The following is a 17,820-nucleotide window of genomic DNA, read 5'->3' on the forward strand; positions in this document are numbered from 1 at the left end:
AATTTACGCACTTATGTGAAATCGTGAATAAAAGACTAAAAAAAATCAGCCCTAAAGCATATATTTCAAATACATCTTTAGTGCTACAATTTCCAACAGCGCTAAATTTTCACCGACAGAAGGCAGTGTCTTCAAGGAAGGACAACCATGAAACTCATCAAAAACACATCTTTTATCATTTCTTTTTTGGCTGCGGCCAGCATTTATTTTTTATTAGGTACAGTCGCTGCTTCTGCGGCAAACGAAGATTATCCGAAACAGATGATCAGGCTGGAAAGCTCATCAGGCTTAAACATCACACCCGCCGGGAATCAAGACAACGCACCGCTAACAACAAAACAGACGAGCGGGGAAAAAGAAGAAAGATGGAGGCTGGATACGTCTGACGGCAAACAATTCAAAATCAGAAATATGGATAGCGGTAAAATTATCATCCCTGCCCATTACGCACTGTCAGATCATAATCCGGCTGTGGTCTACTATGACAATTCTCGGAAGGAAGAGTTGTGGAACATCATCGGGGCTGACAAAGATGGAAACGGAGATTTTATCACGTATAAAATTGTCAGTGCACAAAACAACAGCCTTGCACTGACACTGGACGGCAGTGGAGTGAAGCTTGCCAAATACACGGGCAGCTCCCTCCAAAAGTGGAAGCTTCCAAGCGACGGGCTCGAAGGTTTCGCCGGCTATGCAAAGGAAACGAACGGCAAGCAGAAAACAGGCACAAGCGGCGGCCTGCTTGGAAAAGTCGTCTATGTTAACAATCTGGGCGAACTGAAGACCAATATTGAAGGTTCAACGCCCCGCACGATTGTTGTCTCCAGCAATATCGGCGCTTCAGCCAAAACGGTATTAACCGTTGGCGCCAATAAAACAATCATCGGCTCGTATGAAAAACATAAGCTGAACAACGTTTACTTTAAAACAAAAGCTGACTCTGGCAACGTTATTTTCAAAAACCTGGTCATTGCACATGATGCATCCATAAATGAAAACAATGACATCCCTGTTTATATTACCGATTCGAGAAACTACTGGATTGACCATGTCACATTCCAGGGCCACAGCTATTCGGCAAACGGCCACGATCTTGACAAGCTCTTATACGTCGGGGCTAAAGCCGATTACGTCACACTGTCTCACAGCACATTTACAGACCACAGGTACGGCCTGATTCTCGGCTGGCCCCAAGATGATAAGCAATACCACAGTATATATAATGGCTATCCGCGGATGACGATCAGCCACAATCGCTTTGAGAATCTTTACGTCAGGGCGCCCGGGTTGATGCGTTACGGCTATTTTCACGCGAAAAACAATTATATTAACAATTACCACCTCGGCTTCACGATTACGACATTGGCGAAAATATATTCTGAAGCCAATTACTTCGGCACGGGCAGCGAAAAAGGCATACTTGATGATTACGGAGACGGCTCGTTTAAAGATGTCGGGTCATATCCGGCGATAAAGGGGCAGAAATCGACTGAGACAAACTGGAGACCTTCATCCAACTACAGCTATCGGACGATGAAGGCCGGCAATGCCAAAACTTTTGCCGAACGGTATGCAGGTGCACAGCGCACCGCTCTGTATTATGCAAATTACAGCCAGTTTAAAAATGACTAATAAAAAAAGTGAGCGCGACATTGCGCTCACTTTTCAGTATTTGACCATGTATCAAGCAGCTGATGAAGCTGCGCTTCTGTATCTTTCAGACTGCCGCTGTTATCGATGACAGCGTCTGCCCTTTTCTTTTTTTCGTCAAGAGAATGCTGGGCGTGAATTCTGTTCAGCGCCTCGTCTTCATTGAACCGGTTTCTTTTCATCAGCCGCTCAAGCTGAAGCTCCTTCGGCACCCAGACGACGATCACTTTATCTGTCAAATGTTCAAGCCCGCTTTCGTATAAAAGCGGAATATCAAGAACAACAAACCGTTCCCCGGCCCTTATGGCTTCGTCGCGCTGTTTGATCATCATTTTTCTCACTTCTGGATGGACGATCGCATTTAACTGCAGCCTCTTTTCTTCATTAGCAAAAACAATTTCTCCAAGTTTTCTCCGGTCGATATCGCCTGTTTCAAGCAGCACGCCTTGACCAAATGTCTCAGCGATTTTCTGATAAGCGGGCATCCCTTGTTCAACCGCCTCTTTTGCGATCACGTCCGCATCGACGACCGTGATGCCGCACTGCTGGAACATTTGCGCGACAGTACTCTTGCCGCTGGCAATCCCTCCGGTTAATCCGATGACCAATGTCAAAGGCCTGCACCTCCTTCTTACAGTTTCCAGATACCGATCATAATCAGCAATATACCGGGAAGGAAGGTCAGTTTATCCATCCAGTTCCATTTCGATAAAAATCGGCCTGCCTGTATTCCGCAAAATACGAACAATGAGCTCATGATACCTACCGTAATGCTCATCGGAACAGGGGAAAAGCCAAGCGCGGCAGCGCCGATCCCTGCGCCGAACGCGTCAATAGAGAGGGCGAAACCGAGAAGGAAAGCTTCTATACCGGTAATGATTCCTGATTTATCAATGTCGGCGCTTGTCGGTTTTCTTAAAATGTGTATCACGATTCCGAGCGATTTCAATTCAAGGTTAATGAGCGTTTTTTCAGAGAAGACGAGATCCTGTTCTTTCTCCGGCCTGAAAAACTGATACAGCACCCATGCGCCGATCCCCATTAATATGACGGCTCCGAGCCTTTCTGTTACGACAACGGGCAGGAATTTCGCCAAAAGGGTTCCGATCATCATGGCAATATACATCACGGCACCAGAGCAAAAAGCAATAATCAAAATCGCTTTAAATGGGATTTTCATCTTTCGCAATCCGTAAGTAAATCCGACTGAAAAACTGTCCAAGCTGACGGCGAATGCCAGCAGCAAGAAAGATGCAAACATCATATCAGGCTCTTCCTTTCTGTTGATGCGAGCGGTGTAAGTCATGCAGCCTAAAGGCAGCTTTCTAGGCTTCTTATATATATGAAAGAAGAAAACCATCCGTGTGTTGTTCACCTGAAAAAGAAACATCACACCTTAAAGCCTGCTTTTAACAGCTATTTGGAGCGTATGCACCGACAGCTTGAACCATGATACGGCTTGCTGTTGTCCCTTTTATGCGATTGTCATTTTTTTTGGCACTTTATGCAAAAATGAGTGCCCCTTCCGCCAACGACTGTTTTTTCAATTGGAGATCCGCACTTTTTACAAGGTTCATCTTTCCGGCCGTAAACGAAAAGTTTGAGCTGGAACATGCCAATTTCACCTTGTGAATTGATGTAAGATCTGACTGTGCTTCCCCCTGCTTCAACAGCTTCCTTTAACGTTTGAACGATCTCTTCATGGAGAAGAACCGTCTGTTTTTTTGTGAGCTTGTTCGCTGTTGTCTCGGGATGGATACCGGCTCTGAACAAAGCCTCGTCAACATAAATATTGCCCAGTCCGACCACTGTCCGCTGATCGAGCAGTGCGGTTTTCACCGAGCGGTTTGTTTTCTTTAAGCGCTCTCTTAAATAACCTGCTGTAAATTCGCCGCTGAAAGGCTCGGGCCCGAGCTGCCTGAGAGGCAGCTCCGTCAGTTCTTCTCCCGGTTTAAACAAATGCATCGTGCCGAACTTTCTGACATCCCGGTAGCGCAGCTCGCTTCCGTCCGTGAACCTGAAAATGACGTGCACATGTTTATCAAGTGGTTCATCGTTTTGATGAAGCCCATATTTTCCTTCCATTCTCAAATGGGAAACCATGACACAGTCATCAAGATGAAACAACAGGAATTTTCCCCTTCTTCCGATCGACTGAATCGTCTGACCGGCCAGGAGCCTTGCGAATTCCTCAGGCTCCGCCGGCCGTTTAATAATATTTGTCCATCTAACCTCAACCGCATCGATCGTTTTCCCTCTTACAAGTCCGGCAAGAGTGCGCCGGACCGTTTCGACTTCTGGTAATTCCGGCACATCATCACTTCCTTTTCTCTATTTTGCATCGTACCATGAAGGCCCTGAAGAGCAGTCCACTTTCAGCGGAACATCGAGCTCCAATGCGTGTTCCATTACTTCAGGAACCAGTTTTTCAAGCACTTTGATTTCGTCTTCAGGCGCTTCAAAAATCAATTCGTCATGAACCTGCAGCAGCAGTTTGGCCTGGAGATTTTTTTCTTTTAGCTTGTCCGCCATGTCGATCATCGCTTTTTTAATAATATCTGCGGCACTTCCCTGGATCGGCGTGTTCATTGCCGTCCGTTCGGCAAAGCTGCGCAGATTGAAATTCCGGCTCGTCAATTCAGGGATATACCGCCTCCGGCTTAAAAGAGTCGTTACATAGCCCCTCTGTTTCGCTTCTTGAACGGTCTCTTCCATATATTCTTTGACTCCCTGGAAGCTGTGGAAATAGCGCTCAATAAACGCGGCCGCTTCCTTTCTTGTAATTCCCAGGTTTTGCGACAAGCCGTAGTCGCTGATTCCGTAGACGATTCCGAAATTGACGGCTTTCGCCTGTCTTCTCATCGCAGGGGTGACTTCTTCTTCTGATACATGAAAAACATCCATCGCCGTTTTCGTGTGAACGTCCATATCGTTCGTGAACGCTTCAATCAAATTTTTATCCTTTGAAATATGGGCGAGAACCCTCAGTTCGATCTGGGAGTAATCCGCCGCAAATATGAGCCAGCCTTTTTGCGAAGGTACAAACGCCTGGCGGATCTTGCGGCCTTCCTCAAGGCGGATCGGTATATTTTGCAGATTCGGATCGGTTGAGCTGAGCCTTCCCGTCTGTGTTAAAGCTTGATTAAAGCGGGTATGCACTTTATGGCTGTCTTTTTTGATCACTTTTAAAAGCCCTTCAACGTATGTGGACTGGAGCTTGCCAATCTGTCTGTAGTGCAGGATATCTTCGATAATGACGTGTTTGTCGCGCAGCTTTTCCAGCACATCGGCTGAAGTCGAATAGCCCGTTTTTGTTTTTTTGACGGCAGGCAGCCCGAGCTTTTCAAACAAAATCACACCGAGCTGCTTTGGTGAATTGATGTTGAAGGTTTCACCTGCTGACTCGTGGATTTTTTTCTCGTATTCCGCTAATTTGGCGGACAGTTCTTCACCCATTTTTTTCAGTCTGTCGACATTGACTTGGACACCGATCGATTCCATCTCACCGAGAATGTGAGCGAGTGGCATTTCGAGCGCTTCAAACAGATCGAGCTGCTCGTTTTTCTCCAATTCATCAAGGAGCTTTTCGCGCAGCAGCGATATCGCCTTCGCTTTTCTGGCTAAATGGTCGGCAAGCTCCTTCTCATCCGGAACGGCCTGTTTCGCACCTTTTCCGTAGACAGCTTCATCTGCCGCAACGATGTGTAATTGATGTTCTTTCGCAACGCTTGCCACATCATCGTAGGAGTGTCCCGGATTGATGATATAGGCCGCAAGAAGAACGTCAAATTCTGCGCCTTTCAGTTCGATGCCCCGCCAGCGCAAAGCGACCGCCGCGCGTTTTGCATCAAACACCCATTTCTTTTTCGACTCATCTTCGGCCCATTCTTTAAAACGGTCCGACTGAACAGCCGCCTCTTCCGGAATGAAAAAAGCGCCATGTTCGTTGACGATCGAAAAACCGAGGATCGGCGCCTCGTGATAATTGTCGCCGAGCTGTTCAACAACGAGTGAAGCCGGTGAAGCAAACAAGTCATCCGTGATGTCTGTTTTGATCTTGACGTTGATCTCTTCAAACTGTTCTTCTTCTTTTTCTCCCGGCTCTTCGCCAATCCTTTCGAGCAAAGAGTTAAAGCCAAGATCTTTAAAAAGCTTGACGACCGCTTCCCTGTCAAAACCTTCGTATCCGAGGGAATCGAGGGTGACTTCAAGCGGCGCTTCTGTCGTAATCGTCGCAAGCTCTTTGCTCATTAAAGCCTGTTCTTTAAATTCTTCAAGCTTCTCTTTCAGTTTTTTTCCGCTGACTTCGTCTATTGACGACAGCAGCTCCTCTACTGTATGGAACTGTTTCAAAAGCTTGATCGCCGTCTTTTCGCCGACGCCCGGCACGCCTGGAATATTGTCTGATGAGTCTCCCATCAGCCCTTTCATATCAATGATCTGTTCAGGGGTAAGTCCGTATTTTTCCCGGACATGTTCAGGCGTATAGTATTCGACATCTGTAATGCCCTTTTTTGTGATGGCGACCGTCGTTCCTTCTGTAGCCAGCTGTGTCAGATCCTTGTCGCCGGAAAAAATCTTCACTTCAAATCCGTCTTTTTCCGCTGATTTGGCAAGGGTGCCGATAATATCATCGGCCTCATAGTTTTCAAGCTCATACCTTGAGATTTGATAGGCGTCGAGGAGCTCGCGGATAAACGGCAGCTGCTCGGACAGCTCGGGCGGCGTTTTTTGTCTGCCGCCTTTATATTCTTTAAACGTTTTATGTCTGAATGTCGTTTTCCCCGCATCAAAAGCAACGAGCATGTGGGTCGGTTTTTCTTCTTCAAGCATCTTCATTAAAATCGTGGTAAATCCGTACACAGCGTTTGTATGTATCCCTTTTTCATTGCTGAGAAGAGGCAGAGCGAAAAACGCACGGTAAGCCAGGCTGTTTCCGTCAACCAATACTAATTTTTTTCTTTCAGTCATCTTTATCCTCCTAAGGAGCCGATTCGTCAGCTTCCATTCAACTTCGTGATCATATTTGCTTATTTTATTTTAGCAAAGTTCATTTTGAAAGGAAAATGAGAGTGATTTCGCAGAAAATAAAAAAAGGGACGCGTTGTTGATCGCGTCCGTCCATATGGCTCCTTGGATGAAGGGGTTCACTAATGATCCTATCAGCCAAGTTTTAACCATATATATAAAAGTTGTTAAGCCTTTGTAAAGTTTGCTAAAGGAAGCTACTCGGAGGCGCGTTTTAAGCGGACCGTGAATTCGGTGCCTTTTCCCCGCTCGCTTTCGACGTCGATTTCACCGTGGTGGGCTTCGACTAAATGCTTGACGATCGCAAGGCCGAGACCGGTTCCTCCTGAATTTCTGCTCCTGTCTTTATCGATCCGGTAGAACCGTTCGAATATCCTCGGGATTTCGGACCGCTTGATCCCGATGCCCGTATCCTTCACTTTAACTTGCACTGCATCTTCCAGAACATCAGCCGAAATCGTCACGTTTCCATCTTCAGGCGTATATGTGAGCGCATTGTTGACCAAATTCAAAAAGATCTGCTTTAGTCTGTGCGGGTCTCCGGAAGCAACGGCCGGCTTATCCGGCTTTTCCAGGGTCAAGGTGATTCCTTTTTCCTCCGCTTTATTCTTCATAAGCATTTCAATTTCAGCGAGGATTTCACCAATATTGCAATGTTGAATATTCAGGGTGAAGTTTTGCTGTTCGATTTTCGACAGATCCAACAGGTCCTGGATCAAGGTTTGCAGACGGCTGCTCTCTTTTAAGATGATCGATAGAAACTGCAACAGCGTCTCCCGTTCATTCATCGCTCCGTCCAAAAGCGTTTCGGTGAACCCTTTAATTGACGTAATCGGCGTTTTCAGCTCGTGGGAGACATTTGCGACAAAGTCCTTCCTCATTTCTTCAAGCTGCTTTCTTTCCGTCATGTCATGGAAAACGAGAACAATGCCCTTCCACTCATCATTGATGCCGATAATCGGAACTCCGTCGACTTCAAAATACCTTCTTTCAATTTTGATCGGCAGTTTAAACATTTTACGGACCTTTGTTTCCGTCATAAAAATTTCTTCAATGAGATTAATGATCTCTTCGTGTTCGAGCACTTCATGATAGAAATGGTAAAGAAGCTGATCAGCTTCTACGTGAAATTGCTTTTGATAAGCGCGGTTCACAAGGTGAATATAACCCTTTCCGTCGATTAAGATCAGACCTGAATCGATATTTTCAATGACGGTTTGCAGACGGTCGCGCTGCATTTCCTGGGCTCTTGTCATATCCTGGAGATTCTGCGCCAGCATATTGATGGACTGGCTCAGCATCGTTTCATCTTCGTTGAATGTCCTTGCTTTATAGTTTCCTTTGGCAAGCTCAATCGCCACTTGTGTCGCAGACTCAATCGGATTCGTATATTGAGAGGTAATTCTCGCCCCAAGCCCGGCGATGATCAAAAAAGCCGTTCCAAGGCTCACGCCGAGGAGAATCCAGATCTTTTGATTGATGTCTTGCAGTGAATCGGCAGGAGTGCTGATCAGAATATATCCTTTCACATTCCCGTCTTCTTTCAGCGGCTGCACGTAACGGTAAACGGACTCGTTATCAGGGTTGATTCTGAAGCCTCCTCCTTCACCGTTTAAATCCGCCTCAAGCGCTTCTTTGATAACGGATTGATCTTCGGCGCGGCCCCCAAAATGAAAAAGAACCTGACCTTTTGTATCAACCAGCGATACATGACTGTCCAATTCACGGCTTGCCTTCTCTAAAATGGCTCCTTGCTCCGAAGACTTCATGTTTTCACGATTTGCCAATGAAGCGACTAAAGCGGCCTCTTTTTCAATATGGCTGCTCAGTTTGGCATCGTAAGAGGAGTGAAACAAGTGAACGAGCAGAAAACCGAGTGAAGCAAATACGAGAATCAAAAGCGTCAGCAGGGCAGCTAAAAGCCGGGTCCGGAATTTAATCATTCAGTTTCGGCTCCTCCATTTTGTAGCCAAGACCTCTGATTGTTTTAATGTATTCCGGTTTTTTTGTATTTTTTTCAATCTTATCGCGAAGGTGGCTGATATGGACATCGACGATGCGCGTATCGCCTGCAAAGTCGTAGTTCCAGACAGCGTTGAGAAGAAGATCTCTCGTCAGCACCCTCCCTTTATGCCGTCCCAAATATAAAAGGAGTTCGAATTCCTTCGGCGTTAACTCGAGGCGTTCGTTTTGAAAGTAAACCTCATAATGTTCAGGCAGTATTTTCAGTTCGCCTATGATCAGTTCGCCTGCATCCGGTTCTTCCGTTTCCTCCGGCTGAACGGACAGCGTCTGTGTTCTTCTTAAAATCGCTTTAACCCTTGCCGTCACCTCTCTCGGGCTGAACGGCTTCGTCATATAGTCATCGGCACCCAGCTCGAGACCGAGTACTTTATCAAATTCATCATCCTTTGCGGTCAGCATCAAAATCGGATACATCAGCTTCTTCTGTCTGAGTTCCTTGCATACTTCAATGCCGTCCATTTTAGGGAGCATCAGATCGAGCACGATCAGATCCGGCTTCTCTTCAATCGCCTTTAACAATCCGGCTTCTCCGTCCATGGCGGTCACCACATGATAGCCCGACCGTTCAAGGTTATATTTTAGAAGGGTAACAATCGATTCCTCATCATCTACAACTAATATCTTTTTGCTCATGACATGCCTCCAGGCTTCAGATTTCCCCGACATCTCTTTCTCTATCTTTTGTTAAATAAACGTTTTCACTCCTATTTTAACGAAAGCCTATCCGTTCGACAATTTGATTTTTCAGTGTTTTGCTTAAAATCTCTCTTTTTCGGCCATAAGCCGCTGTTTTAAGCGATGGAATGCTTCCATCAAAAAGAATGAAAATGTCCGGGCAGATGATTATGATTAGGTATATGCTGACAGCCCGTGTTTATGTCTTGATTTTCATACGGTGTTATGTAAAAAGGTTCGCATTCAAAAACAGGAAGGCTTGTCTAAAGCCTCCCTGCCGTTTTCTTTATGATAATACTTTCATGACGTTTTTGACTGATTCAACGGATCGATCAAGCTGACTTTTTTCAGTTTCAGTCAGTTCAAGTTCAATGATCTGTTCGAGACCGTTTCCGCCGATAATCGTCGGAACGCCGAGATAAATGCCTTCATAGCCGTATTCGCCTTCAAGGTAGGCAATGGTCGGCAGCACGCGGCGCTGGTCTTTTAAGATCGCTTCAACCATTTCTGTCAGGGAAGCGGCCGGCGCATAATACGCGCTTCCGTTTCCTAACAGGTTGACAATTTCTCCCCCGCCTTTTCTCGTTCTTTCAACAATCGCATCGATCCGGTCTTTCGGAAGAAGCGTTTCAAGCGGAATGCCGCCTGCATAAGAGTAGCGAACGAGCGGAACCATGTCATCCCCGTGTCCGCCCAGTACAAAACCTGTAATGTCTTTGACGGAAAGGTTTAGCTCTTGAGCGACAAACGTTCTGAATCTCGCCGTATCCAAAATTCCTGACTGGCCGATGACCCGCTCTTTCGGGAAGCCCGATTCTTTATAGACAGCGTATGTCATCGCATCTACAGGGTTTGTCAGAACGATGATGATACAATCAGGTGAGTATTTAACAACTTCCTTTGTTACACTCCTCATGATCTTTTCATTTGTAGCCACGAGGTCGTCCCGGCTCATTCCCGGCTTTCTCGCGATCCCCGCCGTGATGACGACGATATCTGAACCAGCCGTATCTTCATAGTTTGCCGTTCCTGTAATATTCGCGTCAAATCCTTGGACAGGGCTCGCTTCCAGCATATCGAGCGCTTTCCCTTTTGTAGGGTTTTCAAGCTGTGGAATGTCGACTAGCACGACGTCAGCCAATTCTTTTTGAGCCGTTAAAAACGCAGTTGTTGCACCTGTAAAACCCGCTCCGATGACAGATACTTTATTTCGCTTCTTTCCCATTTTTTCTACCCCTTTTAATTGTTGTTTGTTTTACCCCAAAACAGCCGTTTAAGACATGTTTTTGATAAGCTCATCACCGAATTCAGAGCATTTGACTTCAGTCGCGCCGTCCATCAAACGAGCGAAATCGTATGTGACGACTTTGGATGCAATTGTTTTCTCCATTGATTTAATCACAAGGTCGGCAGCTTCATTCCAGCCCAAATGCTCAAGAAGCAGCACGCCAGATAGGATGACGGAAGACGGGTTTACTTTGTCAAGGCCGGCATATTTAGGAGCTGTACCATGTGTCGCCTCAAAGATGGCATGTCCTGTCTCATAGTTGATGTTTGCTCCAGGTGCGATGCCGATTCCGCCGACTTGGGCAGCAAGCGCATCTGAAATGTAGTCCCCGTTCAGGTTCATTGTCGCCACAACATCAAACTCGGCAGGGCGGGTCAGAATCTGCTGCAGGAAGATGTCAGCGATGCTGTCTTTGATGATGATTTTGCCGGCCGCTTCAGCTTCGCTTTGCGCTTTGTTTGCAGCGTCTTTGCCGTCTTTTTCAGCGATGCGGTCATATTCGGCCCATGTGAATACTTTATCGCCGAATTCTTTTTCAGCCACTTCATAGCCCCAGTTTTTAAAGGCGCCTTCCGTGAATTTCATGATGTTTCCTTTATGGACGAGCGTCACAGATTTGCGGCCGTGCTCGATTGCATACTCGATCGCAGCTCTGACAAGCCTTGATGTCCCTTCTTCAGAAACCGGCTTGATGCCGATGCCTGATGTTTCAGGGAAGCGGATTTTGTTAACGCCAAGCTCATTCTTCAGGAATGAAATCAGCTTTTGAACTTCTTCAGAGCCTTTCGCGTACTCGATACCGGCGTAGATATCTTCAGTATTTTCGCGGAAGATAACCATATCCGTATCTTCAGGGCGCTTAACCGGTGAAGGAACGCCTGTGAAATAGCGGACAGGACGCAGGCATGTAAACAAGTCAAGCTCTTGTCTGAGCGCTACGTTTAATGAGCGGATTCCGCCGCCTACAGGAGTTGTTAAAGGACCTTTAATCGCGATCAGGTATTCGCGGATCGTATCAAGCGTTTCTTCAGGAAGCCATTCGCCTGTTTTGTTGTACGCTTTTTCCCCGGCGTAGACCTCTTTCCAAGTGATTTCCTTTTCGCCGTTATACGCTTTCTCCACAGCCGCTTCAAGAACCCTGGAAGCTGCTCTCCAAATATCAGGACCTGTTCCGTCCCCTTCAATAAACGGGATAACCGGGTTGTTTGGAACGTTTAATACTCCGCCAGAGACTGTAATTTTTTCGCCTTGTGCCACAATAAAACCTCCCATAATATGTAATTCTTCAATATAGAAAAACATTTGTTTCCCCCTTTGGCGGGGGACAAACATGTTTTTTCATAGATTCATTAATTCATTGTTTCCTTAGAAAAGTCGTTAAGAGGCCGGCCGAACGAAGCTCGAGCAGCCTCTTTTCAAACGGTCAGCTTCTTTCTTCAATCGGAATGAACGTCTGCATGTCAGGGCCGGTGTAGTCAGCCCGCGGACGAATCAGGCGGTTATTTTCATACTGTTCAAGAATGTGAGCGAGCCAGCCTGATACCCTGCTGATCGCAAAAATCGGTGTAAACAGATCATGGTCGATTCCTAAGCTATGATAAACCGACGCAGAATAAAAGTCTACGTTTGGCGGCAGCTTTTTCTGAGACGTGACGATTTCCTCAGTCCGCTCTGAAATCTCATACCATTTGCTTTCACCCGTTAAATTCGTCAAACGTCTGCTCATTTCCTTCAAATGTTTTGCGCGGGGATCGCCCTGGCGGTATACGCGGTGGCCGAATCCCATGATCTTTTCTTTCTTTTCAAGCTTGGCGTGAATATATGAATCTACGTTTTCGACCTCGCCAATCTCTGAAAGCATTTTCATAACTGCTTCGTTTGCTCCGCCGTGAAGCGGACCTTTCAAGGCCCCGATTGCGGCCGTTATCCCTGAGTAGACGTCTGAAAGCGTCGCGACGCATACTCTGGCTGTGAACGTAGATGCGTTCAGCTCATGATCCGCATGCAGAATCAAAGCTTTGTCAAACGCTTCCACTTCAACAGGTGAAGGTTCTTTTCCATTCAGCATGTAGAGAAAGTTGGCGGCAAAACCGAGTTCCGGATTCGGCTCAATCGGCTCGAGCCCTTTGCGGATTCTTGAAAAAGCAGCGACAATCGCAGGCATCTTCGCTTGGAGACGCACCGCTTTTCTGTAGTTTGCTTCCGCATCCATTTGATCTGCTTCTTCGTCAAACAGCCCGAGTAAAGAAACGGCTGTCCGAAGAGCTGCCATCGGGTGGACTTTTCCATTCGAGTAGGATTTGAAATGGTCAATGACTTCTGTGGGGATACCGGCATTTTCAGAAAGCTGTTTTTTAAGCTCGGCAAGCTCCTCTTTGTTCGGCAGCTTTAAATGCCAAAGCAGATAAACAACTTCTTCAAAGCTAGCTTTTTCTGTCAAATCATCGATGTTATACCCTACATATGTAAGAGTATCATCAATAATTGAACTTACTGATGATGTAGTGGCGACTACCCCTTCAAGGCCGCGTGTTGCTGTCATACTCATCTCTCCCTTTTTTAAAAATTTCCCCTTTTAAAATTAAACCAAAACCCAGGAGTAAAAACAACGCATGATGTATACATCTTCTTTAATCCAAAAAGAAAATGCTTACATTAAATCGTTTTTCGAATAAAACAATCGTGCGTTTCTATATACCGTTCGATACTCCGATATGCTCAATAAAGATTAAGCATATTTATATTATAAACAATTATCAGACATTTGTTAAATGTTTAACTATAGTTTTTTTTACTTATTTTTTGCACCAGCTGACTTCTATTTACAGATTTTTAGTAGTTTTAACTGCGTTATTTATATTCAATTATGTTTTTTTAAAAAAATACGGGGCTGAAATTTTTTTAGTTACGAAAGTTTTTTTAAAAGTAAAAAGCCCCCTGAAACAGGGGGGACTGCGCACATTTCTAAGATGTGAAATGCTGGACGGCTTGCATGACGAGATAGGCGATCCCGGCACCGATGAGCGGGCCGACGGCAACACCTTTGAATAAAGCGACCGCTAAAATCGTTCCAAATACAAGAGCGGTCGTGATATGGGGGTCTTCCGCAAGCAATGTGATCCCGTTTTTGGCGATCAATGCTACGAGAATGCCCGCCCCGAGTGCGATCCATGCGTAATATGATTTCATCGCTTCGCCAAGCTGTTTAAAGCCGATCTCTCCTGTCGCAATCGGCACAAGGACCGCTATTGTAATGACGGTAACGCCCCAGTTGATCCCTTTGGATTGGATGGCCGGAAACAGCTTTTGATCGAGTCCGATCAGCTTGATTAAAAGCAGTACAGATACGGCGATGATCAGCGACTGATTTTTAGCGATTAAAGCGATGGCCAAAAGCAGGATCAAAAATAAATTAGCTTGAGTAAACATGCTGTATTCAACTCCATTTTTTTATGACCTTTCTCATAATAACAGGACTCAAGAATAAAATGAAATAAGGACATGCTTTCTAATATCAGGAGGATGCACAATTGAACCAATCCTATCTCACAGCTGCGCTTCGGGCAGTGTATGTGCTGTTTTTGGCCGCTGCTTGCGGAGCGGTCGGCTACTACTCTTTTCCGTTAACCTATCCTTTTGTGATTGCGCTTATTCTCGCCATCATGATCAACCCTTTTGTGGAATGGCTCGATAAGCGGACCGGTCTCCCGAGAGGCGTCAATGTCGGCATCGTGCTGTGCGGCTTTTTGACCGCCGGCGCTGGTTTTTTGACACTGGTCGTTGCCGAGATCGTCTCTGGAACGGCTTATTTGGCTAAAATACTCCCCGTCCAGTTTAATAAAGCCGCTCTCTATATCGAATCGTTTTTTACGAATCAGATCATGCCGCTGTATAATCAGCTGGCCGCTTTTTTTGACGGGCTGGAAGCCGCCCAGCAGGAATCGATCATTACTCAAGTCCAAAATTTGGGCAGTGAACTCGCTTCAGGCACCGCTTTGTTTCTTTCAAAAATTCTTGAGATGGTGCCCCTTTTTTTCGCCTTTCTGCCGAATATGGCGGCCGTGCTGATCTTTTCGCTCCTGGCCACTTTTTTTATCAGCAAAGATCTGCATAAAATCCAAAACAAGGCGCGGTCTGTTCTTCCTGATCGGCTGATCTCGGGTACAGCGGCTGTCTATGCGGAATTGAAAAGAGCGCTGGCAGGCTTTGTGAAGGCCCAGCTTACCTTAGTGGCGATGACGATGGTGCTCGTGTTGATCGGGCTTTCCGTGTTAAAGGTCAATCATGCAGTGGCGATCGCTTTTCTGATCGGGCTGGTCGACCTGCTGCCGTATTTGGGAACAGGGTCCGTATTTGTGCCGTGGATTGTCTATCTAGCAGCTTCCAAGCAGCTGCCGCTCGCGATCGGCCTCGGAATCTTGTACATCGTCGTGCTCGTCTTCAGACAGCTTGCCGAACCGAAGATTTTGAGCCGGTCAATCGGACTTCACCCTTTGGGAACATTGATCGCGCTGTTTGCCGGTTTCAAATTGTTTGGCTTTCTCGGATTGATCATGGGCCCCGCCCTTCTCGTTCTCATTCAGGCTCTCTTTACAACAGGTATTTTTAAAGACATATGGCTGTTTATTAAAGGAAATGAAAAATAAGCGGCAGCCTGTTTTTTCCATGCGGGCTGCCGCTTATCGGGTTATTTGATGATGTTGATCCGCCTGCCTTCAGACATCCTCTTCAGCTTGCGGGATATGAACGGTTTGAAACGGCTGCGCGTTGCCGGCAGCAGCAGTAGTAAACCGATGATATCCGATAAAAAACCGGGCAGCAAAAGCAGCATGCCGCCTATGAAAATACAAAGCCCGTCCAAAATCGCATCCCCAGGCATCTTTCCGTACTGAAGATCGCGCTGAACTTTGTAGTAGACTTCGATTCCTTGTTTTTTGGCGAGAGCGGCCCCGAGAAATCCCGTCAAAATGATCAGCAAAACGGTCGGCAGCACACCGATCCAATTAGCGGACAAGAGGAACAGACCGATTTCACTCGCTGGAAAAATGACGAGAAATAATAAGAAAAACTTCATTGTCTTCACCTCATAATTCTAAAATGGAAGCGAACGGCCGCCCTATTTTGCTTGTGCCGCCTGCAAAAAAAGAAGGGAAAAGCTTCCCTTCTTCCAGCGTGTTGTCAAACCCTCGCATTCGTTGTCAGGCCTGCGCGTCGGTGCTCACGAATTCCAACATTCGCTCCGCTCCGATGCTCGGCCTTCCTAGACTGCAAGGGTTTTCAATCACGCTGAATTGAAGGATGACAAAATCCTAAAACTGAAAAACGTTTTAGGATTTTGTCATCAATCTAAAAGAAGGGAAAAGCTTCCCTTCTTCTTCAATAAGCGATTAAAGTACGCTTGCACGTCCTTTGTAAACAGCTCCACGGGCAGAGTCGACCGTAATGTCTTCTCCTTCTTTCAGAATGGAAGTCGCATTTTCCATTCCGACAATGACAGGGATGCCGAGGCTTAAGCCTACGACTGCCGCGTGGCTTGTTAAACCGCCTTCTTCCGTAATCAGCGCAGCCGCTTTTTCAAGGGATGCCATCATGTCACGATCCGTGCTTTTTGTAACCAAAACGGCGCCATCTTTCATTTTTTTGTCCGCTTCTTGTGCATTTTGAGCGATGACCACTTCACCAAACGCGGATTTGCGTCCGATTCCCTGGCCTTTTGCGACCACGTCTCCGACAACATACACTTTCATCAAGTTAGTTGTACCGGCTTCACCGACAGCTCCGGCCGTGATAACGATCAAGTCGCCGTGGCGTACGATGCCTGTATCAAGAGATTTTTGCACCGCTTTTTCAAGCATTTCGTCAGTGGAACTGTGGTTTTGTCCGCTTGTTGCGAAAACGCCGAAGACAAGAGACAGCTTTCTTGAAACCGCATCGTTTACCGTAACTGCGACAATCGGCGCCTGCGGGCGATATTTGGAAATCATTCGCGCCGTATGGCCGCTTTCTGTCGGTGTGACGATGGCATTCACATCAAGGTTGATTGCCGTATGTGCCACAGACTGGCCGATCGCATCTGTAATTGACATGCTGACTTGCTTGCTTCGTGCAGAAAGGATCTTTTTATGGTTGAGCGCTTCTTCTGAACGGGAAGCGATATTGTGCATCGTCTGAACGGCTTCAACAGGATAATTTCCCGCAGCCGTTTCACCTGAAAGCATGATCGCGTCAGTGCCGTCAAAGATCGCATTGGCGACGTCGCTCGCTTCCGCGCGTGTCGGACGCGGATTGCGCTGCATGCTGTCGAGCATCTGGGTAGCCGTGATGACAGGCTTGCCAAGTGCATTGCATTTTTTGATCAGTTCTTTTTGAACGAGCGGCACTTCTTCGGCAGGGATTTCTACACCCAGGTCTCCACGTGCAACCATCAGACCGTCTGATACTTCAAGAATGGCATCGATGTTGTCAACGCCTTCCTGGTTTTCGATTTTTGGAATGATTTGAATATCAGCCGCATTGTGCTCTTCAAGAAGTTCGCGGATTTCAAGGACATCCGACGGACGGCGCACAAAAGATGCCGCGATGAAATCAACACCCTGCTCGATACCGAACACGATGTCGTTTGCGTCTTTTTCCGTAATTCCCGGAAGATTGACGCTGACGCCCGGCACATTCACGCCTTTTTTGTTTTTCAGCGTTCCGCTGTTCATCACTTTCGTGACGATTTCACGCTTGTCCTTGTTGACATCTGTGACTTCAAGTCCGATCAATCCATCGTCAAGCAAAATCGTTGACCCAATTGATACATCGTGAATCAGCCCATCATATGTAACTGAGATTTTGTCAGTCGTACCGATGACTTCGTCCATTGAAACGATCAGCTGGGAACCCGCATCCAGTTCGATTGAACCGCCTTCCATTGTGTGCGTGCGGATTTCCGGACCTTTCGTATCAAGAAGGATACCGATATCTTTTCCCAGCTTGCCGGCTGCTTCGCGAATGTTTTTAATTCTTGCGCCGTGCTCTTCGAAATCTCCATGGGAAAAGTTCAGGCGCGCCACGTTCATTCCGGCTTCCATCAGCTGGGTGAGCTTTTCAATACTTTCACTGGCCGGGCCAATTGTACAAACTATTTTAGTCTTTCTCATATTGCTTCC

At 46.6% G+C, this 17,820-nt stretch carries 14 protein-coding genes; 2 read left to right on the top strand and 12 right to left on the bottom strand.

Features of this window, described 5'->3' with window-relative positions:
* The first annotated feature begins 411 nt into the window (after nt 1–411).
* Entirely contained in the window at nt 412–1,632 is a 1,221-nt protein-coding gene (locus MKX80_RS15720) for a pectate lyase (RefSeq protein ID WP_268299392.1), read from the top strand.
* A 26-nt stretch (nt 1,633–1,658) separates the two neighbouring features.
* Here the strand turns inward: MKX80_RS15720 and coaE are convergent, their stop codons facing one another.
* The 10 genes from coaE to MKX80_RS15770 all read right to left on the bottom strand — a co-directional run bounded on the left by coaE (nt 1,659) and on the right by MKX80_RS15770 (nt 14,095).
* Nucleotides 1,659–2,264 (bottom strand): dephospho-CoA kinase, encoded by a 606-nt coding sequence (gene coaE / locus MKX80_RS15725; protein ID WP_154999125.1) that lies wholly within the window; start codon nt 2,262–2,264, stop codon nt 1,659–1,661.
* Between the two features lie 17 nt (nt 2,265–2,281).
* Nucleotides 2,282–2,956: a sporulation membrane protein YtaF gene (gene ytaF, locus MKX80_RS15730; protein ID WP_255220632.1), complete on the bottom strand. Its 675-nt coding sequence runs from the start codon at nt 2,954–2,956 to the stop codon at nt 2,282–2,284.
* Nucleotides 2,957–3,135: 179 nt separating this feature from the next.
* On the bottom strand, nt 3,136–3,963 hold the full coding sequence (gene mutM / locus MKX80_RS15735; protein ID WP_182070239.1) for a DNA-formamidopyrimidine glycosylase: 828 nt from the start codon (nt 3,961–3,963) through the stop codon (nt 3,136–3,138).
* An 18-nt stretch (nt 3,964–3,981) separates the two neighbouring features.
* Nucleotides 3,982–6,621, bottom strand: coding sequence for a DNA polymerase I (gene polA / locus MKX80_RS15740; protein WP_216930469.1), 2,640 nt, complete (start codon nt 6,619–6,621; stop codon nt 3,982–3,984).
* 254 nt (nt 6,622–6,875) lie between these two features.
* Nucleotides 6,876–8,621, bottom strand: coding sequence for an ATP-binding protein (locus MKX80_RS15745; protein ID WP_268333123.1), 1,746 nt, complete (start codon nt 8,619–8,621; stop codon nt 6,876–6,878).
* Entirely contained in the window at nt 8,614–9,336 is a 723-nt protein-coding gene (locus MKX80_RS15750) for a response regulator transcription factor (protein WP_009329363.1), read from the bottom strand. Before MKX80_RS15750 ends, MKX80_RS15745 begins: the two co-directional genes overlap by 8 nt.
* A 328-nt stretch (nt 9,337–9,664) precedes the next feature.
* Entirely contained in the window at nt 9,665–10,603 is a 939-nt protein-coding gene (gene mdh, locus MKX80_RS15755) for a malate dehydrogenase (protein WP_154999322.1), read from the bottom strand.
* A gap of 48 nt (nt 10,604–10,651) precedes the next feature.
* A complete protein-coding gene (icd, locus tag MKX80_RS15760) occupies nt 10,652–11,923 on the bottom strand; it encodes an NADP-dependent isocitrate dehydrogenase (RefSeq protein ID WP_023855485.1) in 1,272 nt (423 codons plus the stop codon).
* A 166-nt stretch (nt 11,924–12,089) separates the two neighbouring features.
* Nucleotides 12,090–13,208 (bottom strand): citrate synthase, encoded by a 1,119-nt coding sequence (citZ, locus tag MKX80_RS15765; protein WP_268316215.1) that lies wholly within the window; start codon nt 13,206–13,208, stop codon nt 12,090–12,092.
* Between the two features lie 422 nt (nt 13,209–13,630).
* A complete protein-coding gene (locus MKX80_RS15770) occupies nt 13,631–14,095 on the bottom strand; it encodes a DUF441 domain-containing protein (protein WP_003184322.1) in 465 nt (154 codons plus the stop codon).
* A gap of 101 nt (nt 14,096–14,196) precedes the next feature.
* Here MKX80_RS15770 and ytvI point away from each other — a divergent pair, with 101 nt between their 5' ends.
* Nucleotides 14,197–15,312 carry a sporulation integral membrane protein YtvI gene (gene ytvI / locus MKX80_RS15775; RefSeq protein WP_182070237.1) on the top strand — a complete coding sequence of 372 codons (1,116 nt, stop codon included), beginning with the start codon at nt 14,197–14,199 and terminating at the stop codon, nt 15,310–15,312.
* A gap of 41 nt (nt 15,313–15,353) precedes the next feature.
* Here ytvI and MKX80_RS15780 read toward each other — a convergent pair whose 3' ends face one another.
* Together MKX80_RS15780 and pyk are read right to left on the bottom strand one after the other, a co-directional pair.
* Nucleotides 15,354–15,740, bottom strand: a complete 387-nt coding sequence (locus MKX80_RS15780) for an FxsA family protein (protein WP_020452559.1) — start codon at nt 15,738–15,740, stop codon at nt 15,354–15,356.
* Nucleotides 15,741–16,053: 313 nt separating this feature from the next.
* Nucleotides 16,054–17,811 carry a pyruvate kinase gene (gene pyk / locus MKX80_RS15785; protein WP_154999324.1) on the bottom strand — a complete coding sequence of 586 codons (1,758 nt, stop codon included), beginning with the start codon at nt 17,809–17,811 and terminating at the stop codon, nt 16,054–16,056.
* Between the last annotated feature and the right edge of the window lie 9 nt (nt 17,812–17,820).

Origin of the sequence: Bacillus sp. FSL K6-0972 (genome assembly GCF_037976035.1) — a bacterium.
In the GTDB taxonomy this organism is placed as follows: domain Bacteria; phylum Bacillota; class Bacilli; order Bacillales; family Bacillaceae; genus Bacillus; species Bacillus haynesii.

Excerpts from the sequence above, each read along its gene's own strand:
- ytaF (WP_255220632.1), bottom strand. The coding sequence starts at position 2,956 with ATGACTTACACCGCTCGCATCAACAGAAAGGAAGAGCCTGATATGATG.
- MKX80_RS15745 (WP_268333123.1), bottom strand. The coding sequence starts at position 8,621 with ATGATTAAATTCCGGACCCGGCTTTTAGCTGCCCTGCTGACGCTTTTG.
- mdh (WP_154999322.1), bottom strand. The coding sequence starts at position 10,603 with ATGGGAAAGAAGCGAAATAAAGTATCTGTCATCGGAGCGGGTTTTACA.
- MKX80_RS15780 (WP_020452559.1), bottom strand. The coding sequence starts at position 15,740 with ATGAAGTTTTTCTTATTATTTCTCGTCATTTTTCCAGCGAGTGAAATC.
- citZ (WP_268316215.1), bottom strand. The coding sequence starts at position 13,208 with ATGACAGCAACACGCGGCCTTGAAGGGGTAGTCGCCACTACATCATCA.
- MKX80_RS15720 (WP_268299392.1), top strand. The coding sequence starts at position 412 with ATGGATAGCGGTAAAATTATCATCCCTGCCCATTACGCACTGTCAGAT.
- polA (WP_216930469.1), bottom strand. The coding sequence starts at position 6,621 with ATGACTGAAAGAAAAAAATTAGTATTGGTTGACGGAAACAGCCTGGCT.
- pyk (WP_154999324.1), bottom strand. The coding sequence starts at position 17,811 with ATGAGAAAGACTAAAATAGTTTGTACAATTGGCCCGGCCAGTGAAAGT.
- MKX80_RS15770 (WP_003184322.1), bottom strand. The coding sequence starts at position 14,095 with ATGTTTACTCAAGCTAATTTATTTTTGATCCTGCTTTTGGCCATCGCT.
- MKX80_RS15750 (WP_009329363.1), bottom strand. The coding sequence starts at position 9,336 with ATGAGCAAAAAGATATTAGTTGTAGATGATGAGGAATCGATTGTTACC.